Annotated in this window: 21 protein-coding genes; 11 read left to right on the plus strand and 10 right to left on the minus strand. The window is 75.7% G+C overall.

Features of this window, described 5'->3' with window-relative positions; all coding sequences use genetic code 11:
• The gene (locus ACLQ20_RS15990; protein WP_151457613.1) at window positions 1–393 is read left to right on the plus strand and encodes a VOC family protein; all 393 of its coding nucleotides are present in this window, start codon (window positions 1–3) and stop codon (window positions 391–393) included.
• A gap of 133 nt (window positions 394–526) precedes the next feature.
• Here ACLQ20_RS15990 and aspS read toward each other — a convergent pair whose 3' ends face one another.
• Complete coding sequence (gene aspS / locus ACLQ20_RS15995; RefSeq protein ID WP_425856165.1) at window positions 527–1,813, minus strand: aspartate--tRNA(Asn) ligase; 1,287 nt, start codon at window positions 1,811–1,813, stop codon at window positions 527–529.
• 439 nt (window positions 1,814–2,252) lie between these two features.
• Between aspS and lipA the strand changes: the two genes are divergently transcribed.
• Together lipA and ACLQ20_RS16005 are read left to right on the plus strand one after the other, a co-directional pair.
• Window positions 2,253–3,302: a lipoyl synthase gene (gene lipA, locus ACLQ20_RS16000; protein WP_192581533.1), complete on the plus strand. Its 1,050-nt coding sequence runs from the start codon at window positions 2,253–2,255 to the stop codon at window positions 3,300–3,302.
• Window positions 3,303–3,366: 64 nt separating this feature from the next.
• Window positions 3,367–5,139 carry a hypothetical protein gene (locus ACLQ20_RS16005; RefSeq protein ID WP_425856169.1) on the plus strand — a complete coding sequence of 591 codons (1,773 nt, stop codon included), beginning with the start codon at window positions 3,367–3,369 and terminating at the stop codon, window positions 5,137–5,139.
• An 83-nt stretch (window positions 5,140–5,222) separates the two neighbouring features.
• On the opposite strand, the gene ACLQ20_RS16010 is transcribed toward ACLQ20_RS16005, so the two are convergent.
• A complete protein-coding gene (locus ACLQ20_RS16010) occupies window positions 5,223–8,120 on the minus strand; it encodes a helix-turn-helix transcriptional regulator (RefSeq protein ID WP_425856171.1) in 2,898 nt (965 codons plus the stop codon).
• A 206-nt stretch (window positions 8,121–8,326) separates the two neighbouring features.
• Entirely contained in the window at window positions 8,327–8,497 is a 171-nt protein-coding gene (locus tag ACLQ20_RS16015; protein WP_192581532.1) for a hypothetical protein, read from the minus strand.
• A gap of 194 nt (window positions 8,498–8,691) precedes the next feature.
• On the opposite strand from ACLQ20_RS16015, the gene ACLQ20_RS16020 reads away from it, so the two are divergent.
• Window positions 8,692–9,381, plus strand: coding sequence for a DUF4191 domain-containing protein (locus ACLQ20_RS16020; RefSeq protein WP_425856174.1), 690 nt, complete (start codon window positions 8,692–8,694; stop codon window positions 9,379–9,381).
• Between the two features lie 59 nt (window positions 9,382–9,440).
• Here ACLQ20_RS16020 and ACLQ20_RS16025 read toward each other — a convergent pair whose 3' ends face one another.
• The gene (locus ACLQ20_RS16025) at window positions 9,441–9,842 is read right to left on the minus strand and encodes an RDD family protein (protein ID WP_393164957.1); all 402 of its coding nucleotides are present in this window, start codon (window positions 9,840–9,842) and stop codon (window positions 9,441–9,443) included.
• 264 nt (window positions 9,843–10,106) lie between these two features.
• Here ACLQ20_RS16025 and glnA point away from each other — a divergent pair, with 264 nt between their 5' ends.
• From glnA to ACLQ20_RS16045, 4 genes are all read left to right on the plus strand, one after another.
• Window positions 10,107–11,531, plus strand: a complete 1,425-nt coding sequence (gene glnA / locus ACLQ20_RS16030) for a type I glutamate--ammonia ligase (protein WP_132236059.1) — start codon at window positions 10,107–10,109, stop codon at window positions 11,529–11,531.
• Between the two features lie 635 nt (window positions 11,532–12,166).
• Window positions 12,167–12,364 carry a helix-turn-helix domain-containing protein gene (locus tag ACLQ20_RS16035; protein ID WP_425856177.1) on the plus strand — a complete coding sequence of 66 codons (198 nt, stop codon included), beginning with the start codon at window positions 12,167–12,169 and terminating at the stop codon, window positions 12,362–12,364.
• A 39-nt stretch (window positions 12,365–12,403) separates the two neighbouring features.
• Window positions 12,404–12,763 carry a PadR family transcriptional regulator gene (locus ACLQ20_RS16040; RefSeq protein WP_327029194.1) on the plus strand — a complete coding sequence of 120 codons (360 nt, stop codon included), beginning with the start codon at window positions 12,404–12,406 and terminating at the stop codon, window positions 12,761–12,763.
• Entirely contained in the window at window positions 12,760–13,770 is a 1,011-nt protein-coding gene (locus tag ACLQ20_RS16045; protein ID WP_327029195.1) for a hypothetical protein, read from the plus strand. The genes ACLQ20_RS16040 and ACLQ20_RS16045 overlap by 4 nt, the downstream gene beginning before the upstream one ends.
• Before the next feature lie 73 nt (window positions 13,771–13,843).
• Here the strand turns inward: ACLQ20_RS16045 and ACLQ20_RS16050 are convergent, their stop codons facing one another.
• The 3 genes from ACLQ20_RS16050 to mptB (ACLQ20_RS16060) form a co-directional block, all read right to left on the minus strand.
• Window positions 13,844–14,593: a phosphotransferase gene (locus ACLQ20_RS16050; RefSeq protein ID WP_327029196.1), complete on the minus strand. Its 750-nt coding sequence runs from the start codon at window positions 14,591–14,593 to the stop codon at window positions 13,844–13,846.
• 147 nt (window positions 14,594–14,740) lie between these two features.
• A complete protein-coding gene (gene mptB, locus ACLQ20_RS16055; protein WP_425856433.1) occupies window positions 14,741–16,261 on the minus strand; it encodes a polyprenol phosphomannose-dependent alpha 1,6 mannosyltransferase MptB in 1,521 nt (506 codons plus the stop codon).
• A 68-nt stretch (window positions 16,262–16,329) separates the two neighbouring features.
• Window positions 16,330–17,730: a polyprenol phosphomannose-dependent alpha 1,6 mannosyltransferase MptB gene (gene mptB, locus ACLQ20_RS16060; RefSeq protein WP_425856181.1), complete on the minus strand. Its 1,401-nt coding sequence runs from the start codon at window positions 17,728–17,730 to the stop codon at window positions 16,330–16,332.
• Window positions 17,731–17,774: 44 nt separating this feature from the next.
• Between mptB (ACLQ20_RS16060) and ACLQ20_RS16065 the strand changes: the two genes are divergently transcribed.
• Both ACLQ20_RS16065 and ACLQ20_RS16070 read left to right on the plus strand, forming a co-directional pair.
• A complete protein-coding gene (locus tag ACLQ20_RS16065; RefSeq protein WP_425856183.1) occupies window positions 17,775–19,520 on the plus strand; it encodes a hypothetical protein in 1,746 nt (581 codons plus the stop codon).
• Between the two features lie 138 nt (window positions 19,521–19,658).
• Window positions 19,659–20,366: an SAM-dependent methyltransferase gene (locus tag ACLQ20_RS16070; protein WP_425856185.1), complete on the plus strand. Its 708-nt coding sequence runs from the start codon at window positions 19,659–19,661 to the stop codon at window positions 20,364–20,366.
• Between the two features lie 33 nt (window positions 20,367–20,399).
• Here ACLQ20_RS16070 and ACLQ20_RS16075 read toward each other — a convergent pair whose 3' ends face one another.
• The 3 genes from ACLQ20_RS16075 to ACLQ20_RS16085 all read right to left on the minus strand — a co-directional run bounded on the left by ACLQ20_RS16075 (window position 20,400) and on the right by ACLQ20_RS16085 (window position 24,928).
• Entirely contained in the window at window positions 20,400–23,501 is a 3,102-nt protein-coding gene (locus tag ACLQ20_RS16075) for a bifunctional [glutamine synthetase] adenylyltransferase/[glutamine synthetase]-adenylyl-L-tyrosine phosphorylase (protein WP_425856187.1), read from the minus strand.
• Window positions 23,501–24,268: a type 1 glutamine amidotransferase gene (locus tag ACLQ20_RS16080; protein WP_151456099.1), complete on the minus strand. Its 768-nt coding sequence runs from the start codon at window positions 24,266–24,268 to the stop codon at window positions 23,501–23,503. The genes ACLQ20_RS16075 and ACLQ20_RS16080 overlap by 1 nt, the downstream gene beginning before the upstream one ends.
• A 69-nt stretch (window positions 24,269–24,337) precedes the next feature.
• The gene (locus tag ACLQ20_RS16085; protein ID WP_151456100.1) at window positions 24,338–24,928 is read right to left on the minus strand and encodes a TetR/AcrR family transcriptional regulator; all 591 of its coding nucleotides are present in this window, start codon (window positions 24,926–24,928) and stop codon (window positions 24,338–24,340) included.
• Between the two features lie 76 nt (window positions 24,929–25,004).
• On the opposite strand from ACLQ20_RS16085, the gene ACLQ20_RS16090 reads away from it, so the two are divergent.
• Window positions 25,005–25,421, plus strand: a complete 417-nt coding sequence (locus tag ACLQ20_RS16090; RefSeq protein WP_151456101.1) for a VOC family protein — start codon at window positions 25,005–25,007, stop codon at window positions 25,419–25,421.
• The last annotated feature ends 64 nt before the right edge of the window (window positions 25,422–25,485 follow it).

A 25,485-nucleotide genomic window follows, 5' to 3' on the forward strand; every position in this document is an offset into this window, starting at 1 on the left:
GTGCGGATCGACCTGGTCACGATCGTCGTGGCCGAGTACGACCCGGCCATCGAGTTCTTCACCGGGGTGCTCGGCTTCGAGCTGGTGGAGGACTCCCCGTCGCTCACCAACGACGGCCGGCCGAAGCGCTGGGTCGTCGTCCGCCCGCCCGGCGCGCAGACCGGGCTGCTGCTGGCCCGCGCCGACGGCGACCGGCAGGCTCGATCGGTCGGGGACCAGGTCGCCGGCCGGGTCGGCTTCTTCCTCCAGGTCGACGACTTCGACGCCGTCCACCAGCGGATGGTCGAGGCGGGCGTCGAGTTCGTGAAGCCCCCGCGCACGGAACCGTACGGCCGGGTCGCCGTCTTCCGCGACATAGCCGGCAACCCCTGGGACCTCCTCGGCCCACCCTGAACGCCCCCGCCCCTCCCCCAGCCCCGTCCCGTCCCGTTGATCATGAAGTTGTTGTCACGACACGCCGATGCCGACGACAACAACTTCATGATCAACGCGGGCCAGGGGGGAGGGAGGGGGCGGCCGGGGGGCGCTATGGGGTTAGGCGGTGGAGGTCGCGGGGGAAGGCGGTGACCTCTCGGACGTTGGTTGCGCCCGTCAGGCGGGCCACGAAGCGTTCCAGGCCGATGGCGAAGCCGCCGTGCGGGGGCATGCCGTGCCGGAACGCGTCGACGTAGCCGGCGTACGGCTCGACCGGCTCGCCCCGGGCGGCGAGCGCCGCCAGGTAGTCGGCGTGCCGGTGCAGCCGCTGCCCGCCCGTCACCAGCTCCAGTCCCCGGAAGAGCAGGTCGAACCCGTTGGAGTACGCGGGCCGCGCCGGGTCCGGGTGGGTGTAGAAGGGCCGCTTCGCCATCGGGTAGCCGGTGACGAAGAGGAACTCCGAGCCGTGCTCCCGCCGCGCCCACTCGCCCAGCGCCCGCTCGTGCGCCGGGGCGAGGTCCGGCTCGTCGGCCGGCGCGCCCGCGATCCTGAGCGCCTCGGTGAAGTGCACGGCGGGGATCTCGGCCGGCACGTCCGGCGCCGACACCCCGAGGGTGGCGAGCGCGCCCCCGGCCCGCTCCCGTACCGCGTCGAGCATCCCGGCCACGGTGTGCCGCAGCACGGCCATGACGTCCCGGTGGTCGGCGACGAAGCCCAGCTCGGCGTCGAGCGAGGTGTACTGCGCCAGGTGCCGGACGGTGTCGTGCGGCTCGGCCCGGAACACCGGCCCCACCTCGTAGACGCGCTCGAAGACGCCGACCATGAGCTGCTTGTAGAACTGCGGCGACTGCGCCAGGTACGCGGGCCGGCCGAACCAGTCCAGCGCGAAGACGTTCGCCCCGCTCTCGGTGGACGAGCCGACGACCTTCGGCGTGTGGATCTCCACGAAGTCGCGGGCGTCGAGCGTGGCCCGGAACCCGGCCACCGCCGCCGCCGAGACGCGCAGCGCCGCCGCCCGGGTCGGGTGGCGCAGCGCGACGGGCGCGTGGTCGAGCTGGGTGGGCAGGCTCGCGGTGAGCGCCGGCCGGTACAGGTCGAACGGCGGCGGTACGGCGGGCGGGCCGAGCGGTCGTACCGTCGGCGCGGTCAGCTCGACCCCGGCGGGCGCGGTCGGGTTCGCGACCACCGTGCCGGTGACCTCGACGACCGTCTCCTCGGTGAGTGCCTCCACCTCGGCGCGCACGGTCGGGTCGGTGACCACCACCTGGGTCAGGCCGGCGGCGTCCCGGACGATCAGGAAGGCCACCGACTTGAGCAGCCGGCGGCGGTGCACCCAGCCGGCGATCCGGACGGGTACGCCGACATGGGCGGAGAGTTGGCGGGACAGGACACGTTGCATGGCAGGGCTGCCTCTCGGTCGATCGCGACGCCTGCCAGCGGGGTGGCGGGCGTCGCCCCAACCCCGTCAGGTGTGGGCGAGCGGGAAACCTCGCGGTGCCACCACACCTTCGCCCCCGCGGACGGGGGCCTCGTTCGTCGCCTTTTCACCGGGGCCAGCCGGGCGGGCTCTACTGGGCTCTGCGTGCGGAAGGGGCCCTTCCTCCACCGGAGGCGTTGAGAAGGTGCCCTTCCTTGCATGCCGTTCTTCCCGCAGCTCGGGAGGGTCTTCGCGGGCCCGGTGCCAGACCGCCTCGCAGCAACCGGCGGCTCTCTTCAACTGGCGGGTCGGGGCGCTACTCGGCTCCGTCACAGCTCTGGCGGGCACGCTAGCATCCCCGCCGAGGCTCCTGTGACTGGTTTTTCCCGGCCCCGGTGTCCGGCGTCACAAGACTCCCGGGGTGACGCCGGTCGCCCGAACTACATCGACGGCGGCCGTCGGGCGTAGGCTCGGTTTTGTGACGATCGAGCACTCCGCGCCGACGACCGGCCAGGCAGCGCGCACGACGACGCCCGCCCCCGAGGGGCGGCGCCTCCTGCGGATCGAGGCGCGCAACGCCGAGACGCCGATCGAGCGCAAACCGCCGTGGATCAAGGTCAAGGCCAAGATGGGGCCGGAGTACACCCAGCTGCGCGGGCTCGTCTCGCGCGAAGGGCTGCACACGGTCTGCCAGGAGGCCGGCTGCCCCAACATCTACGAGTGCTGGGAGGACCGGGAGGCCACCTTCCTCATCGGTGGCGACCAGTGCACCCGGCGCTGCGACTTCTGCCAGATCGACACCGGCAAGCCGGCCGAGTTCGACGCCGACGAGCCGCGCCGCGTCGCCGAGTCGGTGGTCTCGATGGGCCTGCGCTACGCGACCATCACCGGGGTGGCCCGCGACGACCTGCCCGACGGCGGCGCCTGGCTCTACGCCGAGACCGTCCGGCAGATCCACGCCCTCCAGCCGGGCTGCGGCGTCGAGCTGCTGATCCCCGACTTCAACGCGGTCCCCGAGCAGCTCGCCGAGGTCTTCGGCGCCCGGCCGGAGGTGCTCGCCCACAACGTGGAGACCGTGCCGCGGATCTTCAAGCGGATCCGGCCGGCCTTCCGCTACGAGCGGTCGCTGGACGTGATCCGGCAGGCCCGCGCCGACGGGCTGGTCACCAAGTCCAACCTGATCCTGGGCATGGGCGAGGAGCGCGCCGAGGTCTCCCAGGCGCTGCGCGACCTGCACGAGGCCGGCTGCGAGCTGATCACCATCACGCAGTACCTGCGCCCCACCCCCCGGCACCACCCCGTCACCCGCTGGGTCAAGCCGGAGGAGTTCGTCGAGCTGCGCGAGGAGGCCGAGGAGATCGGCTTCGCGGGCGTGATGAGCGGGCCGCTGGTGCGCTCGTCGTACCGCGCCGGGCGGCTCTACCGGCAGGCGCTCGAGGCCCGCGAGGGCCTTCCGGTCACCGCCGGCTGACCACCCCGGCGACGCGCCGGCACCGTTCGACCACGGGCCGGCGGCAAACTGCCATGATCGGCTCATGACGGTCGGCGTACGCCAGCGGTGGCGTGACTCGCGTCCCGCGCTCCCGCCCGACCGGCGGCGCGTGCTGCCGACCGTCCTCGCCGTGCTCGCCGTCGTGGCCGGGACCGGCTACCGCCTCGGTCTCCTGCTGCACGACGCCCCGCCGACCAACAGCGACGAGGCCACCATGGGCCTGGCCGCACTGCACATCTCCCGCGGGCAGGAGTTCCCCGTCTGGTTCTACGGCCAGGCGTACATGGGCACGCTGGAGGCCTACCTGGCCGCGCCGGTGTTCGCGCTGGTCGGCCCGTCGACGCTCGGGCTGCGCCTGCCCACCCTCGCCCTGTACGCGGTCTTCGTCGTGCTCGCCTGGCGGCTGACGCTGCGGCTGACCGGGGACCACTGGTTCGCCCTGCTCGTCGTGGTGCTGCTGGCGCTCGGCTCGGACCGGGTGGTGAAGAACCAGCTCATCGCCGGGGGCGGCTACCCGGAGATGAACGCGGCCGGGGTGGCGCTCGCCGTGCTGGCGTACGACCTGGCGGCCGGCCGCCCCGGACGCCGACTGCCGCGCTGGACGGGGTGGGGATTCCTGGCCGGGCTGATGCTCTGGGTGGACCCGCTGGTGCTGCCGTACGTGGCCGCGACCGGCGCGGTGCTCCTCGCGTACGGCCGGCGCGAGCTGCGCGGCCGGGCCGGGGTGCTGCTCGGTGCCGCCGCGCTCGTCGGGGCCGGGCCGCTGCTGGTGCACAGCCTGGCGGCGGGGCGCAATCCGATCGCGGCGGTGCTCGCCGCCGGTGGCTCCGGGCAGCCCGCCGGCTGGGCGGACCGGCTGCACGGCGGGCTGGTGCTCGGCCCGCCGCTGGGCATGGGCTTCTGCTCCCCGAGCCACTGCACGCCCGGCCAGTCGTGGTGGGCGGTCGCCCTCCCGCTGCTGCTCCTCGCGGCCGCCCTTTCGGCCTGGCGCACGCTGCGCCCACCCGTCGCAGATCTTGGACAGTTGCCGTCAGCTCTGAACGGCAACTGTCCAAGATCCATCGTGGCGGCGGGCGGGGCGGTCCGGCTCGCCCTGGTGGTCGCGGCCGTCGGGACGCTCGCCGTCTACACCGTCAGCAGCGCCGCGGGCCGCACCCCGGTGGAAAGCTCCCGGTACCTGTCCTGCCTGCTCATCTCCGTTCCGGCCCTGCTCTGGCCGCTCTGGTCGGCCGCCCGCCGCGCACTCCGACCGGTCACGGACGGCACGGTCACGGCCGGCACGGACACGGCGGGGCCAGGCCTGGCCGGAACGGTCACGGCCGGGGCAGACATTGCCGGAGCGGACGGTGTCCGGACACGCGGTGGCGCGGGGGCCGGGGCGCGGTGGCGGGGCATGACGGGCATCGCGGCGGCCATGGTGCTCGCGGCGACGCTGGGCACCGCCGCCGTGGCCACCGGCGGCGCGGTCGACGCCGCGCCGGCAGCCCGCGCCGCCGAGGCCCGGCACGCCGGACTGGTCGCCGCGCTACGCCAGCGGGGCGTCCGGCACGTGTACGGCGGCTACTGGACCTGCAACCGGCTCACCTTCGCCACCCGCGAGGACGTGCTCTGCGCGGTCGTCGACGACGACCTGCGCCCGGGACACGACCGGTACCTGCCGTACCGCCGGGCGGTGCGGCAGGCGGCGGCGCCGGGCTGGATCGCGCCGGCCGGCTCACCGCTGGCGGCCCGCCTGGACGAGCGCCGGCACGCCGACCCGGCGGCGCTCGACCTGGTCACCGTCCCCGGCTGGCGGATCTACCTGCCCCGCCCCTGACCGGCTCCTTCGCTCCTGGTCCCACGCCCACCGGCCGGTCGCCCGACCGGTCGCCCTCGACTGGCGCCCGCCGGGCGACAGGATCAGCGGGGCGCGGTGGGAGCGCCGAGCAGGCCGAGGCGGTGGGCCAACGCGGCGGCCTCGACGCGGTTGCTCACGTCGAGCTTGGCGATGATCCGGGAGACGTGCACGCTGGCCGTCTTCGGCGAGATGAAGAGCCGCTCGGCGATCCGGCTGTTGCTGTGGCCCTCGGCGACCAGCCGCAGCACCTCCCGCTCGCGCTGGGTGAGCAGGTCCGCGCCGGGACGCCCCCGGGTCGCCCCGCGCAGGCCGACCCGGCGGGCCAGGGTGGCGGCCTGCGCCGCGAGCGGTACCGCGCCCAGCCCGTCGGCGATCGCGGCGGCCTCGGCGACCGCCGCCGCCACCTCGTCCCGCTCCCCCGCCGCGGCCGCCACCTCGGCGAGCGACAGCAGCGCCCGCCCGAGGGGGTACGGCTGCCCGTCGGTGCGCCACGCGGCGACCGCCGTACGCCATGCGGCAAGTGTCTCGCCGCCGACGGCCAGGAGCGCCGCCACCTGGGCGGCGTGCGCCCGCTCGGCCGGATGACGGGCCGGCAGCCCGGCGGCGAGGGCGGACACCGCGCCGGCCAGTTCGGCGTCCCCGGTCCGCTCGGCGGTCCGGGCGACGGCGCTGAGCACCGGCCAGCCCTCCCGGGGAAGCTGCGGCAGGCGCTCGTCGGCCAGCGCGGCGTGTGCCGCGCGTACCGCGCCGGCCGGGTCGTCGGCCGCCAGCGCCGCCTCGATCCGCAGCTCCCGCAGCGGCAGCCGGTGGTTCGGCCACAGGTAGGGCCGGGCCAGGAAGGCCAGGGCGCGGTCCACCAGTTCCTCGGCGGTGGGGTGGGCCCGGGCCAGCCGCAGCCCGGCGCGGAGCTGTAGCCAGTGCAGGCCGGACACGCCCGGCAGGTCGATCCGGGCCGCCTCCGCGCAGGCGGCGTCGGCCTCGTCCCAGCGCCCCAGGGCGATCAGCGCCTCGGCCTGGTTCGACAGCAGGTACGCGCCGGTGGAGCGGCTGACGCCGACCCGGCGCGCCTCGGTCGCCCCGGCGGCGGCCGCGTCGGCCGACTCGGCGTACCGGCCCAGCTCGAACAGCACGTCGGAGAGGTGGACCAACGCGCTCACCAGCGCCGGCGCCGAGCCGGCGGCGCGGGCCCGGTCCTCGGCCAGACGCAGCCCGGCCAGGCGACGCTCGGGTGACGGCTCGGTACGGCAGAGGATGGCGATCCGGGTCGGCAGCAGCTCCAGGTCGTCGCCGAGCGCCTCCACCGCCTCCGCCGCCTCGGCCGCGAGCGTCCCGGCCTGCTCGGGGTCGAGCCGGAACAGCTGCGCCGCGATGTCGGCGAGCAGCCGGACCCGTTCCGGCCCGTCCGGCGCCCCGCAGGACAGCCGGTACGCCTCCCGCAGCTCGGCCGCGCCGTCGCTCTTGCCGAGCATGGCGAGCATCCGGCCGCGCCGGTCCAGCAGCCGCGCCGCGCGCAGCGGCTCCGCCTCGACGTCCACCTCGGCCAGGGCGGCCCGGGTGAGGGTGAGCGCGCGCTGGTAGTCGCCGGCGGTGGTGGCGGCGGCGATGGTCTCCTCCAGCACCGCGAGGTGGTCCATGTCGAGCCGGTCGGCCGCGTCGGGCACCAGCTCCCACACCTCCAGCACCCGTTCCAGCAGCCGGCTCTGCTCCGCGTACGCGTACCGGTCGGCGGCGGCGCGCGCCGCGGTGCGGGCGGTCACCAGGGCCCGGGGGTGGTCGTGTGCGGCGTACCAGTGGTGGGCCGTCTCGGCGGGGGCACGGCCGGCGGCGACCAGGTGCGGCTGGGCCTCGATGGCCGCCGCCCAGCGGGCGTGCAGCCGGGCGTGCTCGCCGGGCAGCAGCTCGTCGTGGACGGCCTCGCGGACCAGCGCGTGCCGGAACTCGTAGTCGCCCTCCGGGTCGGCCACCACGAGCTGGGCGGCGACGGCGGCGCGCAGCGCGTCCTCCAGCTCCGGCTCGGGCAGCCCGGCGACCTCGGCGAGCAGTTGGTGGGCGAACCGGGTGCCCCCGGCGGCGGCCATCCGCAGCACCCGCTGGGCGGCGTCGGGCAGCCGGTCCACCCGGGCCAGCAGCAGGTCGCGCAGCGTCTCGGGCAGCGTGCCGCAGCCGACCGGGCCGCCGGCCGCGGCCAGCTCCTCGATGAAGAACGGGTTCCCCTGGGTGCGCTGGTGGATGTCGTCGACCGCGCGGGCGAGCGGCTCGGCGCCGAGCAGGTCCGCCAGGACCGCCCCGGTGCCGTCCCGGTCGAGGCGGCCCAGCTCGATCCGCTCGACACCACGGGCCCGGTCCAGCTCGGCGAGGAAGGGCCGCAGCGGGTGACCACGGTGCAGCTCGTCGGTGCGGTAGGTGCAGACCAGCAGCAGCCGGGCGGTGCGGGCGGCGCGCACGAGGAAGGCGATCAGGTCGCGGGTGGACCGGTCGGCCCAGTGCAGGTCCTCGATCACCAGCACCAGGGGCTGCCCGGCGGCGAGCCGCTGAAACAGCTCGGCGACCAGGTCGAACAGGTAACCGCGCGGGGCGTCCGGGACGAGTGCGACGGCGGGCGCGGCGACGCCGGCCGGTCCCCGGGCGAGCTCCGGCAGGAGGCGGGCGAACTCGGCCTCGTACCCGTCGAAGACACCGGGACCGTCGCGGCGCAGCACCGCCCGCAGCGCGGCGGCGAACGGCGCGAAGGGCAGCCCGGCCTCGCCGAGTTCAAGGCACTGGCCGACCAGCAGCCGCGCGCCGGCCTCGGTGGCCGACCGGCCGAACTCCTCCAGCAGCCGGGTCTTGCCCACGCCGGCCTCGCCGCCGACCAGGACCGTGGTCGGTTCCCCGGCGCGGGCCCGGCCCAGGGCGTCGCGCAGGGCCGCGATCTCCCGCTGACGGCCCACGAGGACGGTGCTGGCGGCGCGTACGGTCACGGCTCCGAGCATGCCACGGCCCTCGCCGCCGCCGGCTCCGCTGACCGGCCGGTCAGCGGAAGGCACCCGGCGCGGGTCGCGGGCCGGCCGATCGGCACGCTCGGCCTGTCGCTGGCCGGCCCGCGCGCCGTCGTCCCGTCGACGGTCGGCCCGGGCGGCGTCGGCCCCCGGCGGTTCGGTGGCGACCGCCGGGGGCGCGGGGCCGCTCACCGACGCACGTCGCCGGCGCGTCCCGGGTGATGCCGTCGACTGAGCCAGGCGCGCGTGGTGCGGCGCGGCAGGGCCCGGGCGAGCCGGTCGACCGCGGCCTCGGCGTGCAGCTCGGCGGCGTGCGTACGGTGGATCGAGAGGATGAAGTCTGCGTCGTTGCCGAACATGTGGGGCTCCCTGGGTCGTCTTCGGCTGTCGACTCCGACTCTGCGCGCGAAGGTGCCCCCGGGGCATGGGTCCGCCGCCCGATCTTCGCCCGCCTGCCCTCCTTACTCCCGCCCCTCGGCGGCGCTACGGCGGCGTAAGGTACTCAGCCTGGCCGCGGACAACGCGACGTGCGGCGACCACTAGACTCTGCGGCATGGCAAAGCCCCAGGAGAAGGTCTCGTTCGGCCAGCGGCTGAAGCAGATCGGGATGGTGTTCAAGTTCACCGCCAAGCAGGACCGGTGGTTCGCGCCGTTGGCCGCCGGCGCGGTGCTGATCCCGCTCGCTCTCACCGTGGTCGCGGTCCTGCTCTGGAGCTGGATCTGGCTGCCGCTGGGCATCCTGTTCGCCCTGCTCTGCCTGCTGATCGTGCTCAACCTGCGGTCCAACCGGGCGATGATGAACGCCGCCGAGGGGCAGCCCGGCGCGGCGGCCCAGATCATGGAGAGCATGCGGGGCGACTGGCGGGTCACCCCGGCGGTCAGCTCCACCACGCAGATGGACATGGTCCACCTGGTCATCGGCCGGCCCGGGGTGATCCTGCTGGCGGAGGGCAACCCGCAGCGGGTACGCGGGCTGCTCGGCCAGGAGAAGCGGCGGCTGGCGAAGGTGATCGGCTCCGCCCCGCTCTTCGACTACGTGATCGGGCAGGAGGAGGGCGAGCTGCCGATCCGCAAGCTGCGCATGACGCTGATGCGGCTGCCGCGCAACCTCAGCGGCAAGGACGTCAACTCGCTGGACAAGCGGCTCAAGGCGCTCACCGCCCGCCCGCAGATGCCCAAGGGCGCGATCCCGAAGAACATGCGGCCCGCGCGGGGCGCGTTCCGCCAGACGCGCGGTCGCTGACTTCCGACGCGTACGCGAAAGAGCCGGGCCTGTTCGCAGGGCCCGGCTCTTCGTGTGTCTCAGGGGCGGGGGGCGTCGGTGACGACGGAGCCCGCCAGGCGGTCGTGCAGGCCGCGACGGTGGCCGTCCATCAGCAGGGCCGGGACGACCAGGGCGAGCAGCAGGCCGCGCAGCAGGGCCCGGGCCACCCCGATGCGACCGCCGTCGGCCCAGGCGACGCAGCGGATCTTCGTGATGAACATGCCCGGCGTCTGCGCGAAGAGCCCGAGGAAGAAGCCGTACTCGACGATCAGCACCAGCACGGGTGCCCACCCGTCACGCACCGGGTCGGCGAAGCCCCCGGCGACGAGCAGGCAGAGCACCCAGTCGATCACCAGCGCGCCGAACCGGCGTCCCAGGCTGGGCGGCGTGAAGGCGGGATCCGACGCGGGCGGTACGGGGCGATCATGCGGCTTGGTCACAACGGTCAAGGGTATCCAGGGGGTGTGGACGGATCGGGGACGGTCGCCCGCACCCGGGCAGCAAAAAGGGGCGAAAGCGAGCAAGTGTCAATAGAATGGCACAGCCGGTGGCGTCCCGTCGCACGGCCCGGCCCCGCCCGAGCGGCGCGGATGACGCTCCGCGAGGGACGTAACACGGCAGAAACACTCAAGACATGGCCGGGCAACCGCGCGGCCATAGCGTCGCCAAGAGCCTAGCCACCCGTGGACGTGCCAGGAGGACGTGTGTTCGCCAATCCCGAGGAACTCCTGCGATACCTCAAGAACGAGGACGTGAGGTTCGTCGACGTACGGTTCTGTGACCTGCCCGGCGTGATGCAGCACTTCAACCTGCCGGTCGAGTCCGTCGACGATGCCTTCTTCACCGAGGGCCTGGCCTTCGACGGGTCGTCGATCCGCGGTTTCCAGGCGATCCACGAGTCGGACATGCTCCTGCTCCCGGACGTCGCCACCGCCTTCATCGACCCCTTCCGGGCGCAGAAGACCCTCGCGCTCAACTTCTTCATCCACGACCCGTTCACCCGCGAGGCCTACAGCCGCGACCCGCGCAACGTGGCGAAGAAGGCCGAGGCCTACCTGGCCGCCAGCGGCATCGCCGACACCGCGTACTTCGGCGCGGAGGCGGAGTTCTACATCTTCGACTCCATCCGCCACGAGACCTCGGCGCACCAGTCGTTCTACTACATCGACTCGATCGAGGGCGCCTGGAACACCGGCCGCGAGGAGCCGGGCGGCAACCGCGGCTACAAGACCGCGTACAAGGGCGGCTACTTCCCGGTGCCGCCGGTCGACCACCTCGCCGACCTGCGCGACAGCATCGTGCGCCGGCTGGTCGACAGCGGGTTCACCGTGGAGCGCTCGCACCACGAGGTGGGCACCGCCGGCCAGTCCGAGATCAACTACCGGTTCTCGACGCTGCTGCACGCGGCCGACCAGCTCCAGCTCTTCAAGTACATCGTGAAGAACGAGACCTGGGCCAACGGCAAGACCGCGACGTTCATGCCGAAGCCGCTCTTCGGCGACAACGGCTCCGGCATGCACACCCACCAGAGCCTGTGGCTCAACGGCGAGCCGCTGTTCTACGACGAGACCGGCTACGCCGGCCTGTCCGACATGGCCCGCTGGTACATCGGCGGCCTGCTGCACCACGCCCCGTCGCTGCTGGCCTTCACCAACCCGACGGTCAACTCGTACCGCCGGCTGGTTCCGGGCTTCGAGGCGCCGGTCAACCTGGTCTACTCGCAGCGCAACCGCTCCGCCTGCACCCGCATCCCGGTGACGGGCAGCAACCCGAAGGCCAAGCGCGTCGAGTTCCGCGTGCCGGACCCGTCGGCCAACGTCTACCTGGCCTTCTCGGCGATGATGATGGCCGGCCTCGACGGCATCAAGAGCAAGATCGAGCCGCCGGCGCCGATCGACAAGGACCTCTACGACCTGCCGCCGGAGGAGTGGGGCGACGTCAAGCAGGTGCCAGGCTCGCTGTCGGCGGTGCTCGACTCCCTCGAAGCCGACCACGACTACCTGCTCGACGGCGGGGTGTTCACCCCCGACCTGATCTCGACCTGGATCGAGTGGAAGCGCACCAACGAGGTCGACCCGGTGCGTCTGCGCCCGACCCCGCACGAGTTCGCCATGTACTTCGACTGCTGACGCAGCAGGACACCCAAGGAAGGCCCCGGGTCCCCCGGGGCCTTCCTGCGTTCACCGGCACCCCTGCCGCGCGCCGCACCTTCCCCGCCCGGCCCATCCGCCCCGGCCCGACCGCCCCGGCCCGACCAGCTCTGGCGGCAGGGGCGAATGCGCCAAGGTGCGCCCCATGCGCCCGTGCGCCGCATGCGCCCCCGTGCGCTGCGCCGCGTGCGCCAGGTGCGCCCCGCGCGCCAGGTGCGCCCCGCGCGCCAGGTGCGCCCCGCGCGCCAGGTGCGCCGCGTGCGCCGGGTGCGCCGGGTGCGCCGGGTGCGGTCGGGCCGGTGGGGTTAACCGGGAGCGGGTGGGCCGGGGCGGGTGGGGCCGGGGCGGGTGGGGCCGGGGCGGGTGGGGCCGACCAGCTCCGCGATCGCGGTCGGTGGAACACCACGGGTGTCACCGGAGCGCTTTGACACCCGTGGTGTTCCACTCGACGCGCGATCGGCGTCCATACCTCGCCCGTCGCGGCGCCGATTGGCGGCCCTGGCTGTACTGCCCAGGGACGTTGTTTGAGGTCGTGTGGACGACACGACGTAGATAGGCGTGATGACGAAGACCTCCGGTTGTGGAGTGGACCGCTCCGCCGACCAGGAGGCTTCGTGTCCCGCGCTGACGCTGCTTTGCCGCCTCGTGCACGTCTCCGTCTGGCGCGCCTGACCGTGGACGAGGGCTGGCCGGCCGCTCGGGCGGCCGAGCGCTATGACGTGTCCTGGCCGACCGCGAAGCGGTGGGCCGTGCGGTATGCCGAGCAGGGTGCGGCCGCCGGACGGCGCGGCCGGAGCAGGTTCAGCACGTAACGGGCCGCTGCATACCTTTGCGTCCGTTATATTGCTGGCGTGGACACACCGCTGCGCGAACCCACCTTCCTGATCCTCACCGCGCTGGCCGGCGAGCCGATGCACGGCTACGGCCTGATCGGCGAGGTCGCCGCCCTCTCCGACGGGCGCGTGTCGCTGCGGCCCGGCACCCTCTACGGCGCGCTCGACCGGCTGACCGACGCCGGCCTGGTCGAGGTCGACCGCGAGGAGGTGGTGGACGGCCGGCTGCGCCGCTACTACCGCCTCTCCCCCGCTGGCGACGCCACGCTGAGCGCCGAGACCGAGCGCCTGCGCCGCAACGTCGAGGCGGCCACCGCCCGCCTGCGCGCCCGCGCGGCCCGACCGCTCGCCGCGCGTACCGCCGGGGGGTTGGCATGAGCGGCCTGGAGCGGCGCTACCACCGCCTGCTGCGCGCCTACCCGGCCGAGTACCGGCGGGCGCGCGGCGCGGAGATCGTCGGCACGTACCTCGACCTGTCCGGGCCGGGGCGACGCTGGCCCTCGCCCGCGGACGCCGCGGACCTGGTGCGCGGCGGCCTGCGCCAGCGGCTGCGGGCCGCCGGGGCCGCCGGCCTGATCCCGGGCGTACGCCTCGCCGCCGTCCTCGCCTTCCTCACCGCGACGGCGTTGGCGGGGACCTGGTCGGTGCTGGAACTGCGGCCACCGCCCGCCGAGTGGGGCACGCCGACCGCGGGGCCATTCGTCTCGATCGGCGTCGCGGTGTGGCTTGGCTGGCTGTTGGCCGCAGTGGCGCACGCCGCCGCGCCGGCCCGCTGGGCACGGCGTGTCATCGCCGTCGCGGTGCTGCTGACCCTCGCGGTCATGCCCGCCGCCGCCCTCGCCGATCTGCCCCGCCCGCCGCTGCTGGTGCTGGTGCCGCAACTCGGGCTGGGCCTGGTGGCGCTCGCCCTTCCCGACCGGCTGCCGGCGCCGGTGCGGAGCCTGCCGCTGCTCGCCGCCGGGGCCGCAGCGCTCGCACAGACCAATCTTCAACCCCCGGTCGACTTCGTCGCGACCTCCTACCAGTGGGTCGGAAGCCAGGTTCTGCCCTGGACCGCCGCGGCGATGCTCGCCGTGGTGTCGTTGCTCGGCACCTGGTGGGCGGCGCGCGCGGACCCCCGGGGCGGGTGGGCGTTGCTCGTCCTGCTCACCCCGCTGGGCCTGCTCTCGCTGCACATTCTGGCCGGTGCGGCGGATGGCCTGCTGCATGGCGCACCCAGACCGGGCTGGGCCGCGCTCGCCGCGACGGCCGTCGTGGTCGCGTTGGTCGGCCCGGCGCTGCTCCCGCTGGCGATCGCCCTGCGCGGGCGGGCGCGCGGGGCCGGCCCGCTCGGAGCGGACGCCCGCTGCCCCACCTGTGGGCACACCGCCGAGCGGGTCCTGTAGAGCAGCGGCCGCAACATCCGTGCGGTCGGGTGGAACGCCACGGCTGTCTCACCCGTGGCGAGAGGGAGGGCGGTCAACGCAGGGCCGCCTCCCATTCCCGCGTGTGGGCGGCGAGGTGGTCGGCGGTGGCCAGCCAGTACGGACCGTCCTCGGTCCAGATCCGGGCCCACGGCTCGCGCCGCTGCTCCGCGCCCTCGCGCAGCAGTTCGTACATCGCCCGGGCGCGGCGGCCGAGCATTCCGGCCAGGGCCGGGCGGGACGCCTCGTCGAGGCGGTAGCCGTCGGCGAAGGCGCGCAGCCGGGCCGCCGACTCGGCCACCGGTCGGTCCGGACGCAGGCCGGCCATGCTCTGCGCGGCGTACGCGACGTCCCACAGCCGGGAGCCCGGCGCGGCGGCGTCCCAGTCGATGAGCACCCAGCCCCGGTCCGCCCTGATCAGGTTCCAGGGGGCCACGTCGTTGTGGCAGACGAGTTCCTCCCGGTCGGGCGGGATGAGCCGCTGCCACGCCGCGCCGGCCGGCGGGGTGAAGTTGGCCAGCGCCTCGTGCAGCTCGGCCAGCATCCGGCCGATCGCGAACAGGTCCGCCACCGGGTACGTGCCCGACGCCGCGCCGACCTCGCCGGGGACGTACTCCAGCACCTGCCGGCCCTGCGCGTCCCGGCCCAGGGGTCGGGGCGCACCGGAGAATCCCACGGCGTGCAGGTGTTCCAGCAGGGCGTCCACCGCGTCGGTCCAGGGGCCGACCGGACGGCGCACGGTGTCGCCGACGCGCACCACGCCGGCGGTGGCGTTGCTCGGCAACGGTTCCTCGGCTGCGCTCATCCCACGATCATGGACCCGCCAGCCGCAGCGCGCGTCACGGACCTCAGCCGGGCGCGCGTCACGGACCTCAGCCGGGCGCGCGGCACGGGCGCGACGCCCCGAGGACGCGGCGCGAACCCCGCCGGCCGGAACGCGCGGCGTGGCCCCTCAGTCCGGGCGCGCGGCACCGGTCCGGCGGAGCCGGCGCAGGCCCCACGCCGCCAGCCCGGCCGTCAGCGCGGTCATCGCCAGCGCGCCCGGGGCCTTGCTGAACCGGGCCAGGTTGGTGCCGTCGGGCAGGGCGAGGAAGGCCGCCGCCGCGCAGGGCGCCACGAACCAGGTCGTACGCGCCGCGGCGACCGCGAGCAGCGCCAGTGGCCAGGTGGCGTACCAGGGGTGGAAGACCGGGGCCAGCGCGACCGTGGCGGCCAGCGCCAGCCCGGCGCCGAGCAGCGCGGCCCGGGGGCGGGCGGCGTCCGGGCGGGCCACCCGCTGCCCGACGCCGCTCGCCCGGCGCAGCCCCGACCAGGCCCGCCACCACAGCGCCGCCACCAGCACGGCGAGCAGCAGCAGGGCCGCCGCGCGGGTGACCGGCACCGCGCCCGGCTCCCGGCCGGCGAGGCCGCCCGCGTAGTCGACGACGAAGCCGACCGCCGTGGGCGGGGACGTCCACTGCTCCGAGTCGCCGCTGCGGGTCAGCCCGCCCACCCAGCCGAGGCCAAGACCGGAGAGCAGCGAGGTGACGGCCACCGCGCCGAGCGCCCCGCCGGCCAGCCAGCCGCCGTCGCGCAGCAGCGCCCGTACGGTGTGACGGCCGTGCACGGCGGCCAGCGCCGCGAACGGGAGCACCACCACGGCGGTCGCCTTCACGGTCACCGCCAGCCCGAGCAGCGCCCCGGCCAGCAGCAGCGGCCCCGGCCTGCCGGGACGGCGGACCAGCACGAGCAGGCCCAGCGTCAGCAGCCCGAGCATCACCGCGTCGTTGTGCGCACCGGCGATCAGGTGCACCCCGACCAGCGGGCTGGCCAGCGCCAGCCAGGCCGCCCGGCGGGTGGGCACGCCGGCGGCCCGGGCCAGCCCGACCAGGCATCCGGCGGTAAGCAGCACCCCGGCGACCGCGAGCAGCCGGAACGCCACGATCGCGCCCACCAGCCCGCCGCCGAGGGTCACCGCGAGCGCGGCGAGCAGCACGAAGAACGGACCGTACGGCGCCGGCGTGTCCCGCCAGATCGGTGCCACCGCGTCCACCCAGGGGCAGCCGGCCCCGGCCACGCCGACGGCGTACGGGTCGACGCCGTGCGCGTACGCCCAGCCCTGGCAGGCGTACGAGTAGACGTCCCGGCTGCCCAGCGGCGGCGCGGCCAGCAGCGGCAGCGCCCACAGCCCGGCGGTCCGGTACGCCCACCGCGTCGACGGCGCGCCCCGGCGCAGCGCCCACCAGGCGCCGACCAGCAGCCCGGTGCCGACCAGCCACAGCGCGACGGTCCACGGCTCGTCGGCAGGGCTCGGAGCAGGGGTGGCCCGGGGCAGCGCGCCGCCGAGCCAGCCGGCGACGGTCAGCAGCACCGCCCCGGCCAGGCCGGCCCACCGGGCGAGCCCGGCGGGACCGGGCGACGGCGGGGCAGGTCCGGGCGACGGGGATCCGGGCGACGGCGGGGGCCCGGATGGCGGGCCGGGCGGGGGCGGGATGCCAGGCGGTCGCGGGGTGCCGGGCGGGACCGGCGGAGCGCCGGAAGCGGTCACCGGCGTCCCTCTCCTCAGTCCACGGCGGCCGGTCGACGGGCCGCTCGGGCCGACCGTACCAAGCGGACCACCACCACGATCACGAACAGCGTCATCAGCGGCGCCCCGACGGTCTTGGTGTACCGGGCCAGCCCCGTGCCGTCGGCGAGCACCAGGAACGACGAGACGATCGCGACGACCGCGAACCACTCGGTGCGCCGGGCCGTGGCCGCGAGCACCGCGAGCGGCCACGTCCAGTACCAGGGGTGGAAGAGCGGGGCGAGCGCGACGGTGGCGGCCAGCGCCAGGCCGGCGTGCCAGATCGGCTCCCGGGTGCGCGCCCGCCACCACAGCCAGAGCAGCACCAGCGCCAGCGCCGCCATGCCGATCCCCCGGGTGGCCGGCAGCGGGTCGCCGTGCCAGCCGAACGGCGCGGCGAGGTAGGCGACGGTCTGCCCCACCGCCGTCGGCGGCGAGGTCCAGGCGATCACCAGGCCGCCCTGTTCGAGCCCGGTCACCCAGCCGAAGCCCAGGCCGGTGGCGAGGGTCGCGCCGACCACGGCGGCGACCGCCCCGCCGACCACCCACCCGCCGTCGCGCACCAGCGCCCTGATCGAGTACGCCCCGACGATCGCGGCCAGCGCCGCGAACGGCACCACGACCAGCGCGGTCACCTTGATCGCGACGGCGAGGCCGAGCAGCACTCCCCCGCCGAGCAGCGGGCCGGGGCGGCCCGGCCGGGACACCACCACCGCCAGCCCCGCGACGAGCAGCCCCACCATCAGCGCGTCGTTGTGCGCCCCGGAGACCAGGTGCACCCCGATCAGCGGTGAGCCCAGCGCCAGCCAGACCGCCCGGCCGCCCGGTACGCCGCAGCGGCGGGCCAGCGCCGGCAGGCAGGCCGCCGTCAGCCCCACCCCGACGACGGCGAGCAGCCGGAACAGCACGATGCTGCCGTACAGGGATCCGGTGGCCTTCACCACCGCCCCGGCGAGCAGCACGAACAGCGGCCCGTACGGGGCCGAGGTGTCCCGCCAGATGTAGGAGATGGTGTCCAGCCACGGGCACGGCAGCGCCGAGACGCCCTGCTCGTACGGGTTCAGGCCGGCGGAGAAGCTGGCCCCCTGGCAGGCGTACGCGTAGACGTCCCGGCTGCCCAGCGGCGGCGTGAGAAGCAGCGGCAGCAGCCAGAGCCCGACGGTGACCAGCGCCCAGCGGGTCGACGGCACCCGGTCGCGCAGCGTCCACCAGGCGTACGCCATCGCGCCGGTGCCGACCGCCCAGCTCGCGATGATCAGCGGGCCGTACGGGCCCTGCCAGATGCTGACCGGGGTGGGGCGCAGGTCGCCGTCGGGGAACGCTCCGCCGAGGAACGCGGCCACGGCGAGCAGCGTCGAGCCGGCGAGGCCGATCCAGCGCGCGAGGTGGTGAGGCACGCCGGACATGCTGCCAGTACGGTGGTCGCGGTACGGAGGTGGGCATGCGGCGCAGTCGGGTGGTGGCGGTGGCCGCCGTCTCCGCCGTGCTCCTCGCAGTGGCGTACGTCGCCCTCCCGCCGACCGGCTCCGACCTCGCCGCCCAGGTGGCCCGGGCCGACTTCTTCGCCGCGCACGGCCTCGCTCCGGTGGACCTGCGCTGGTACGGCGGCGTGCAGCAGTTCGGCTACAGCCTGGTCTCGCAGCCGGTGATGGCGCTGCTCGGGGTACGGGTCACCGGCGCGCTGGCCCTGGTGGCGGCGGCGACCGCGTTCGCGGCGCTGCTGGTGCGTACCGGGGTGCCCCGCCCGTTGCTCGGCAGCCTCGTCGGGGTGCTCACGATCGCCGCCAACCTGGTCTCGGGCCGGGTGACGTACGGCCTCGGGGTGGCCTTCGGCCTCGGCGCGCTGCTGGCCCTCACCCTCGGCCCGACTGCCCCCACCGGCGGCGCCCGGGGTGGACCGACCGATTCCGGCCCCGAGGGACCGACCGGCACGGGCCCGGGTGGGCCGACCGGCGCGGGCCCCGACAGGCGGGGGCGGCGACGGCGGCTCGTGCGGCTCGGGTTGGCGGCGGCCGGTGCGCTGCTGGCCTCGGCGACGAGCCCGGTCGCGGGTCTCTTCGTCGGCCTGGCCGGGGCGGCGCTGCTGCTGACCCGCCGGTACGCCGACGGCCTGGTGCTCGGTGTCGCCGCCGCGCTGCCGCTCGGGCTGACCGCCCTGCTCTTCGGCGATGGTGGCTGGATGAACATCAGCCGCACCGACACGGTCCGCGCCGTGCTGACCAGCCTGCTCGTGGCCGCGCTCGTGGGGTACCGGCCGGTGCGGGCGGGTGCGTTGCTCTCGGCGGCCGGGGTGCTGGCGGCGGCGCTGGTGCACACCCCGGTGGGGCTGAACGCCACCCGACTGGCCGTCATGTTCGCCCTGCCCCTGCTGGCCGCCGCCGCCCGCCCCCCGGCCCGGCTGACGGCATGGCTGGGCCGGGGCGGCGCGTCACCCGCCAACGGGCCCGGGGCGGCCGGGCGGACCGGCGTAGGACCCGCCGGAGCCAGCGGCACGCGGGCCTGGGGCGTCGTGCTGGCCGGGCTGCTGGCGGCGGTGTGCTGGTGGCAGCCGCCGGTGTCCCCCGCCGACCTGCGCAGCGTCGAGGACCCGACCAGCCGGGCGGCCTACTTCGCGCCGCTGCGGGCGTTCCTCGACGGGCAGCGCCTCACCGGCCGGGTGGAGGTTCCGCCGACCCGCAACTACTGGGAGGCGGCGAGGCTGGGCGAGGTGCCCCTGGCCCGGGGCTGGCTGCGGCAGGCCGACATCGACCGCAACCCGCTCTTCTTCACCACCGTGCCGGGGGCGGCGGGCACCGGGATGCCACTGACCGGCGCGAGCTACCGGGACTGGCTCACCGCCAACGCGGTGCAGTTCGTCGCGGTGCCGGACGCCCCGCTGTCCTGGGTGGGGCGGGCCGAGGCCGAGCTGGTGGCGGGCGGGCTGCCCTACCTGACGCCCGTCTGGTCCGGCCCGCACTGGCGGGTCTGGGCGGTGACCGACCCGACCCCGATCGTCGAGGCGCCGGCCGAGCTGGTCGCGCACGACGGCGCGTCGGTGACGTTCCGGGCGCCGGAAGCCGGCTCGGTGCCGGTCCGGGTGCGGCACAGCCGCTGGCTGACCGCCTCCGGCGGGGCCACGGTCGCCGCCGACGGCGGCTGGACGGCGGTGACGGTGCCGCGCGCCGGGCAGTACCGGCTCGGCAGCTGACCGGTCACCACCTTTTGCCAACCCGGCAACAATCTTTGCTCCCACGCTGCCGCCACGCCACGATCGACGGGCAGGGACGACCTCGTCGCAGTCGGCATGCTCGGCGAGGAGGCAGGCAGCGCACCAGGAGGACGAGACGTGCGGCACGACGCGACGACCGGTGGACACCGGCACGACGACACCAGCGCGGCCTCCGGCCACGACGGGCGGCGGCACCCGGACGTGGACGAGGAGACCGCGCGGTTCTGGGAGGAGCACTACGGGCGGCACGAGCGGGTCTGGAGCGGCCGGGCGAACCCGGTCCTGGTCGACGTCGCCGGCTCGCTGCCGGCCGGCACCGTGCTGGACCTCGGCTGCGGGGAGGGCGGCGACGCGCTCTGGCTGGCCGCGCGGGGCTGGCGGGTGACCGCCGTCGACGTCTCCGAGACCGCCCTGGCCCGGGCGGCCGAGGAGGCGGCCGCTGCCGGGGTCACGTCCCGCATCGAGTTCCGCCGGCACGACCTCACCCGGACCTTCCCGCCGGGCGCGTACGACCTGGTCTCCGCGCAGTTCCTCCAGTCGCCGCTGGAGTTCCCCCGGGCGGAGCTGCTGCGGTCGGCGGCCCGGGCCGTGGCCCCCGGCGGCCGGCTGCTGATCGTCGAGCACGGCGAGGTCCCGCCCTGGGGGCGGCACGACCACGCGCACGCCCGCTTCTCCACCCCGCAGGAGACCCTGGCCGCGCTCGACCTCGACCCCGACCGGTGGGACACCGAGCGGCTCGACGCCCCGCGCCGGCAGGCCACCGGCCCGAACGGCGAGACCGGCGAGCTGGTCGACCACGTGGTGCTGGTGCACCGCCGTCGCTGAGTTCCGCAGCGACGGCCCGGCCGTCCGGCGGGCTCAGGAGTCGAGCACCCGTTCCATCGCCGCCCGGGAGCGGCGGCAGGTGCGCAGGTACTCGTCGAGGAACTCGCCGGGATCGTCGCGGCCCAGCAGCCGGACCACCCCGGCCAGCTCGACGCCGTGCCGCGGCAGCTGGTCGCCCTCCCGGCCCCGGACCAGCATCAGCGCGTTGCGGACCTGCGCGGCCAGCGTCCAGCCGGCCGCCATCTCCGTGGCGTCCGTCGGGTCGACCAGGCCCGCGTCCCGGGCCGCCGCGAGGGCGTCGAGCGTACGCGTGCCGCGCAGCGCCGGGAGTGCCCCCGCGTGCCGGAGCTGGAGCAGCTGCACGGCCCACTCGACGTCGGCGAGGCCACCCCGCCCCAGCTTGGTGTGGGTGGCCGGGTCGGCGCCCCGGGGCAGCCGCTCGTGCTCCACCCGCGCCTTGATCCGGCGGATCTCCACCACCTGCTCGCGGCTCAGCCCGTCGGCGGGGTGGCGCACCGGGTCGATCATCGCCACGAACTCGGCGCCGAGGTCTGCGTCGCCGCAGACGAACCGGGCCCGCAGCAGCGCCTGAGCCTCCCACACCTTCGACCAGCGTGCGTAGTACTGCGCGTACGCGGCGAGGCTGCGCACCAGCGGGCCCTGCCGGCCCTCCGGACGCAGGTCGGCGTCGACGCCCAGCGGCGGGTCGGGCGCGGGCATGCCGAGCAGCCGGCGCAGCTCCTCGGCGATCGCGCGGGCGGCGGCACCCGCCGCACCGTCGCCCGCGCCGGTCGGCGCGTCGTAGACGAAGAGCACGTCGGCGTCGGAGAGGTAGTTCGACTCGTACCCGCCGAGCCGGCCCACGCCGATGACGGCGAAGCGCAGCCCCGGCACGGGCGGTTGGGCCGCGCGGGCGGCCCGCAGCGCGGCGGCCAGGGTGGCGTCGGTGACGTCCGCCAGGGCGGTGCCGACGGCGGTCACATCGGCCAGGCCCAGCGCCGCGCGCCCGCCGTCGGGCCGGGGCGGCGACGGGGCCAGCGAGCCGGCCCGGCACAGCAGGTCGGCGCAGGCGATCCGGACCAGTTCCCGACGGCGCAGCGCGCGGATCGCCCGGGTGGCCTCGACCGGGTCGGAGTGCCGGGCCGCGGCGGCGGCGAAGCCCTCGCAGAGGACCGTGCTGGGCCGGGGCACCAGCTCGCTCTCCTCGGCCAGCAGCCGCAGCGCCTCCGGCTCGCGGGCCAGCAGGTCGGCGGCGTAGCGGGAGGAGGAGAGCACCCGGGCCAGCCGGCGGGCCACCGGCCCGGAGTCGCGCAGCAGGCGCAGGTACCAGGGGGTGCTGCCGAGCTTGTCGGAGACCTGCCGGTAGTTGAGCAGGCCGCGGTCCGGCTCGGGGGCGTCGGCGAACTCGCTGAGCAGCACCGGCAGCAGGGTGCGCTGGATGGCGGCGGTGCGGCTCACCCCGCCGGTGAGGGCCTGGAGGTGACGCAGCGCCCCGGCGGGGTCGGCGAAGCCGAGGATCTCCAGCCGGTGCCGGGCCGCCTCGGGGGTCAGCCGCAGCCCGTCGGCCGGCACCCGGGCCACCGACTCCAGCAGTGGCCGGTAGAGCAGCTTGGCGTGCAGTCGGCGTACCTCGGCGGCGTGGGTGACCCACTCGGCGCGGAACTCCTCGACGGCGCTGCGGCCCGGCGTGGCGGTGTGGCCCAGCGCGGCGGCCAGCCAGCGCAGCGCGGTCGGCTCGGTCGGCACGGTGTGGGTGCGGCGCAGCCCCTGGAGCTGGAGGCGGTGCTCGACGCCGCGCAGGAAGCGGTAGCCGCGCAGCAGCGCCTCGCCGTCGGCCCGGCCGACGTAGCCGCCGGCGACCAGCGCGCGCAGCGCCGGGATGGTGCCGGGCACCCGCAGCGACTCGTCGCCCCGGCCGTGCACGAGTTGCAGCAGCTGCACGGCGAACTCGATGTCGCGCAGCCCGCCCGGACCCCGCTTGATCTCGCGCTCCAGCTCCTTCGGCGGGATGTTGTCGATGATCTTGCGCCGCATGGCGCGGACGTCCTCGACCGCCTCGGGCCGCTCGGCGGCCCGCCACACCAGCGGGGCGAGCTGGTCGATCCACGCCCGGCCCAGCGTCAGGTCGCCGGCCGCCGGCCGCGCCTTGAGCAGCGCCTGGAACTCCCAGGTGCGCGCCCAACGCCGGTAGTAGGCGAGGTGGCTGGCCAGCGTCCGCACCAGCGGCCCCCGGTTGCCCTCCGGACGCAGGGCCGCGTCGACCGGCCAGGCGACCAGTCCGCAGACGTGGATGAGCCGGGTGGCGACCGTGGTGGCCGCGGCGAGGTCGTCGTCCTCGGCGGCCACGAAGATCACGTCGACGTCGGAGACGTAGTTCAGCTCGTCGCCGCCGCACTTGCCCATCGCCACGACGGCCAGCCGGGGCCGGGGGGTGCCCTCCGGCAGCTCGCCGACCGCGATCTCGTACGCCGCGGCCAGGGTCGCGTCCGCCAGCGCGGAGAGCGCGGCCATGGTCTGCTCCAGGCCCCGGCCGCCGGTCAGGTCGGCCGCCGCGATCCGCAACAGCGCCAGCCGGTACGCCCTGCGCAGCACCGCCACCGGCTGCCCGTCGCCGGACAGGTCGAGCCGCCCCTCGGCGGTCGGCGCCAGCCCGTCCGGGGCGGTGCACAGCGCCGGCCACTGGTCCGGGTTGGCGACCAGGTGGTCGCCGAGCGCCGACGAGGCGCCGAGGACGGCGATCAGCCGGCGGCGCAGGCCGGGGTCGTCGGCGAGCCCCGCCAGCAGCGCCGACGGCGCCTGTTCCGGGGCCTCCCGACGCTCGGCCTCGACCGGCGTCCCGGGGTGGGCCTTCCCCCCGGACCGGCCCGTGGCGGGGCCGGTGCCGTTCGCGGCCATCCGGCGCTCGGCCTCGACGATGCGGTGCAGCTGGCGCAGCGCCAGGTCGGGGTCGGCGGCCCGGGAGAGCGCGGCGAGCAGCTCCGCCGCGCGACCGTCGGTGGGCTCCTGCACGTCCGGCCGCCACAGCCCCAGCCCGTCCGGGCCGAGCAGGTCGGCGGCGCGGGTGGCGCCGGCACCGCCGTCGGTGCCGAAGCCGTAGCGGGCGAGCCGTCCCGCGGCCCTGGCCGGCCGGCTCATCACTGCCCGAGCAGGGGCAGGCTGCGGCGGGGCGTGGCGTCCTCCAGCTCACCCAGGGCCAGCGCGGCGAACCGGGCGGCAAACGGCTGCCAGACCTCCTCGACGTCGACCATCACGTCGTGGCAGGCCGCCACCACCAGGTCGGGGTCGTAGCCCAGCTCGGCCAGCAGCCTCGAGTCGGCTGCCCAGTCGGCGATCATGGCGGTGTCGCACTCGATGTGGAACTGCAACCCCCAGGCCCGGTCGCCGAGGCGGAAGGCCTGGTGGGGGTAGCGGGTGGAGGCCGCCAGCAGGGTGGCGCCGCGGGGCAGCTCGGTGATCTCGTCGGCGTGCCACTGGAACACGTCGGGGATCAGCGGGACGTAGCGGAACAGCGGGTCGGTGTCGGCGGCGTCCCGCTTGCCGACCACGCAGGGGCCGACCTCGGGGCCGCTCGGGCTGCGCACGACCTCGCCGGCGTGCGCCGTGGCCAGCAGCTGCGCGCCGAGGCAGATGCCGAGGGTCGGCACCCGGTGCCGGACGGCCTTGCGCAGCAGCCCCTCCAGCGCCGGCAGCCAGGGCGCGGCGGGCGACCCGTCCGGCAGCGGGTACGGCGCCATCGCGCCGCCGAGCACGACCAGCGCCGAGTATCCCTCCAGGTCGGCGGGGATCTCGTCACCGGCGTGGGCGCGAACCACCCACAGGTCGAGGCCGGCTTCGGTCAGCCACTCGCCCAGCCGGCGGACGTCGTCGGTCGGGTCGTTCTCGATCACCAGCGCGGTAGCCACGACGTCGAGGCTAGCCGGTGGCCCGGACGGACCCCGGAACGCCTCCACCGGCGCGGCGGACGATCGAACTCAGGGGGCGCGCAGCGCGTCGAGCATCCGGGCCAGGGCGGTGCGGGTGTCGGCCAGGGCGGTCGGGTCGGCCGCCCTGGCGATCCAGAGCGCCGCCTCGTTCATCGCACCCGAGAGCAGGTGGGTGATGGGCGCCACCGGCTGCGGCGCGATCAGCCCCTCCTGGATCAGCAGGGTCAACGCGTCGGCCAGGTGCCGGCCTGACGCCGCCTCGTCCAGCGCGCGCCACTCGTTCCAGCCGAGCACCGCCGGGCCGTCGATCAACATGATCTGCTGGATCTCGGGATCGGTGCTCGCGGTGAGGAACGCCTGGCAGCCCGCCGTGAACCGGGCCCACGGGTCCGCCTCGGCGTCGGCGGTCGTGGCGACCCGGTGTGCCACCTCCCGCTGCACCTCCGCCAGCACCGCCCGGAACAGCTCGGCCTTGCCGGCGAAGTGGTGGTAGAGCGCGCCCTTGGTGACTCCGGCCACCCGCACGATCTCCGCCAGGCCGACCGCCGCGTAGCCCCGGGTGGCGAACAGCTGCCGGCTCTCGGCCACCAGGGCCCGCCGGGTCTGTTCCCGCTGCTGCGCCCGGACACCCTCGGTCATCGCACCCCCTCGTTGACATACCAACGGTATGTTAAATACGGTCCTCGACATACCGATGGTATGCGAAAGGGCCGAGATGAACCTGACCAGCTTCTACCCCGTCGTCTGCACCGCACAGCTGCGCGAGTCACACGACTTCTACCGACGCTTCTTCGGCTTCGAGACGACCTTCGAGGCCGACTGGTACGTGAGCCTGCGCCGACCGGGGCCGCCCGCGTACGAACTGGCACTGCTCGACCACCAGCACCCGACGCTGCCCGAGGCGTACCGGGCACCCGTGCGAGGACTCCTGCTCAACCTGGAGGTGACCGACGTCGACGCCGAATGGGAGCGGCTCGTCGTCCGGGGCGGACTGCACGCCGAGCTACCGCTGCGTGACGAGGACTTCGGGCAGCGGCACTTCATCGTCGCCGCACCCGACCGGGTCCTGATCGACGTGATCACGCCCATCCCACCGTCGGGGGCGCACGCCGAGCAGTACCTCGACGGCTGAGCCGCCCGCGCGACTAGGCTCTGCCGCTGTGTCAGACCTCGCCCGCACGAGTCCCGCCACCGCC

The sequence above is a fragment of the Micromonospora sp. DT46 genome, assembly GCF_049841735.1.
Lineage (GTDB): Bacteria > Actinomycetota > Actinomycetes > Mycobacteriales > Micromonosporaceae > Micromonospora > Micromonospora reichwaldensis.

Bases quoted from the DNA above. Each gene is read 5' to 3' on its own strand.
- aspS (WP_425856165.1), bottom strand. From the start codon at position 1,813: ATGCAACGTGTCCTGTCCCGCCAACTCTCCGCCCATGTCGGCGTACCC.
- ACLQ20_RS16005 (WP_425856169.1), top strand. From the start codon at position 3,367: ATGACGGTCGGCGTACGCCAGCGGTGGCGTGACTCGCGTCCCGCGCTC.
- ACLQ20_RS16015 (WP_192581532.1), bottom strand. From the start codon at position 8,497: ATGTTCGGCAACGACGCAGACTTCATCCTCTCGATCCACCGTACGCAC.
- ACLQ20_RS16020 (WP_425856174.1), top strand. From the start codon at position 8,692: ATGGCAAAGCCCCAGGAGAAGGTCTCGTTCGGCCAGCGGCTGAAGCAG.
- ACLQ20_RS16045 (WP_327029195.1), top strand. From the start codon at position 12,760: ATGAGCGGCCTGGAGCGGCGCTACCACCGCCTGCTGCGCGCCTACCCG.
- ACLQ20_RS16050 (WP_327029196.1), bottom strand. From the start codon at position 14,593: ATGAGCGCAGCCGAGGAACCGTTGCCGAGCAACGCCACCGCCGGCGTG.
- ACLQ20_RS16065 (WP_425856183.1), top strand. From the start codon at position 17,775: ATGCGGCGCAGTCGGGTGGTGGCGGTGGCCGCCGTCTCCGCCGTGCTC.
- ACLQ20_RS16075 (WP_425856187.1), bottom strand. From the start codon at position 23,501: ATGAGCCGGCCGGCCAGGGCCGCGGGACGGCTCGCCCGCTACGGCTTC.
- ACLQ20_RS16085 (WP_151456100.1), bottom strand. From the start codon at position 24,928: ATGACCGAGGGTGTCCGGGCGCAGCAGCGGGAACAGACCCGGCGGGCC.
- ACLQ20_RS16090 (WP_151456101.1), top strand. From the start codon at position 25,005: ATGAACCTGACCAGCTTCTACCCCGTCGTCTGCACCGCACAGCTGCGC.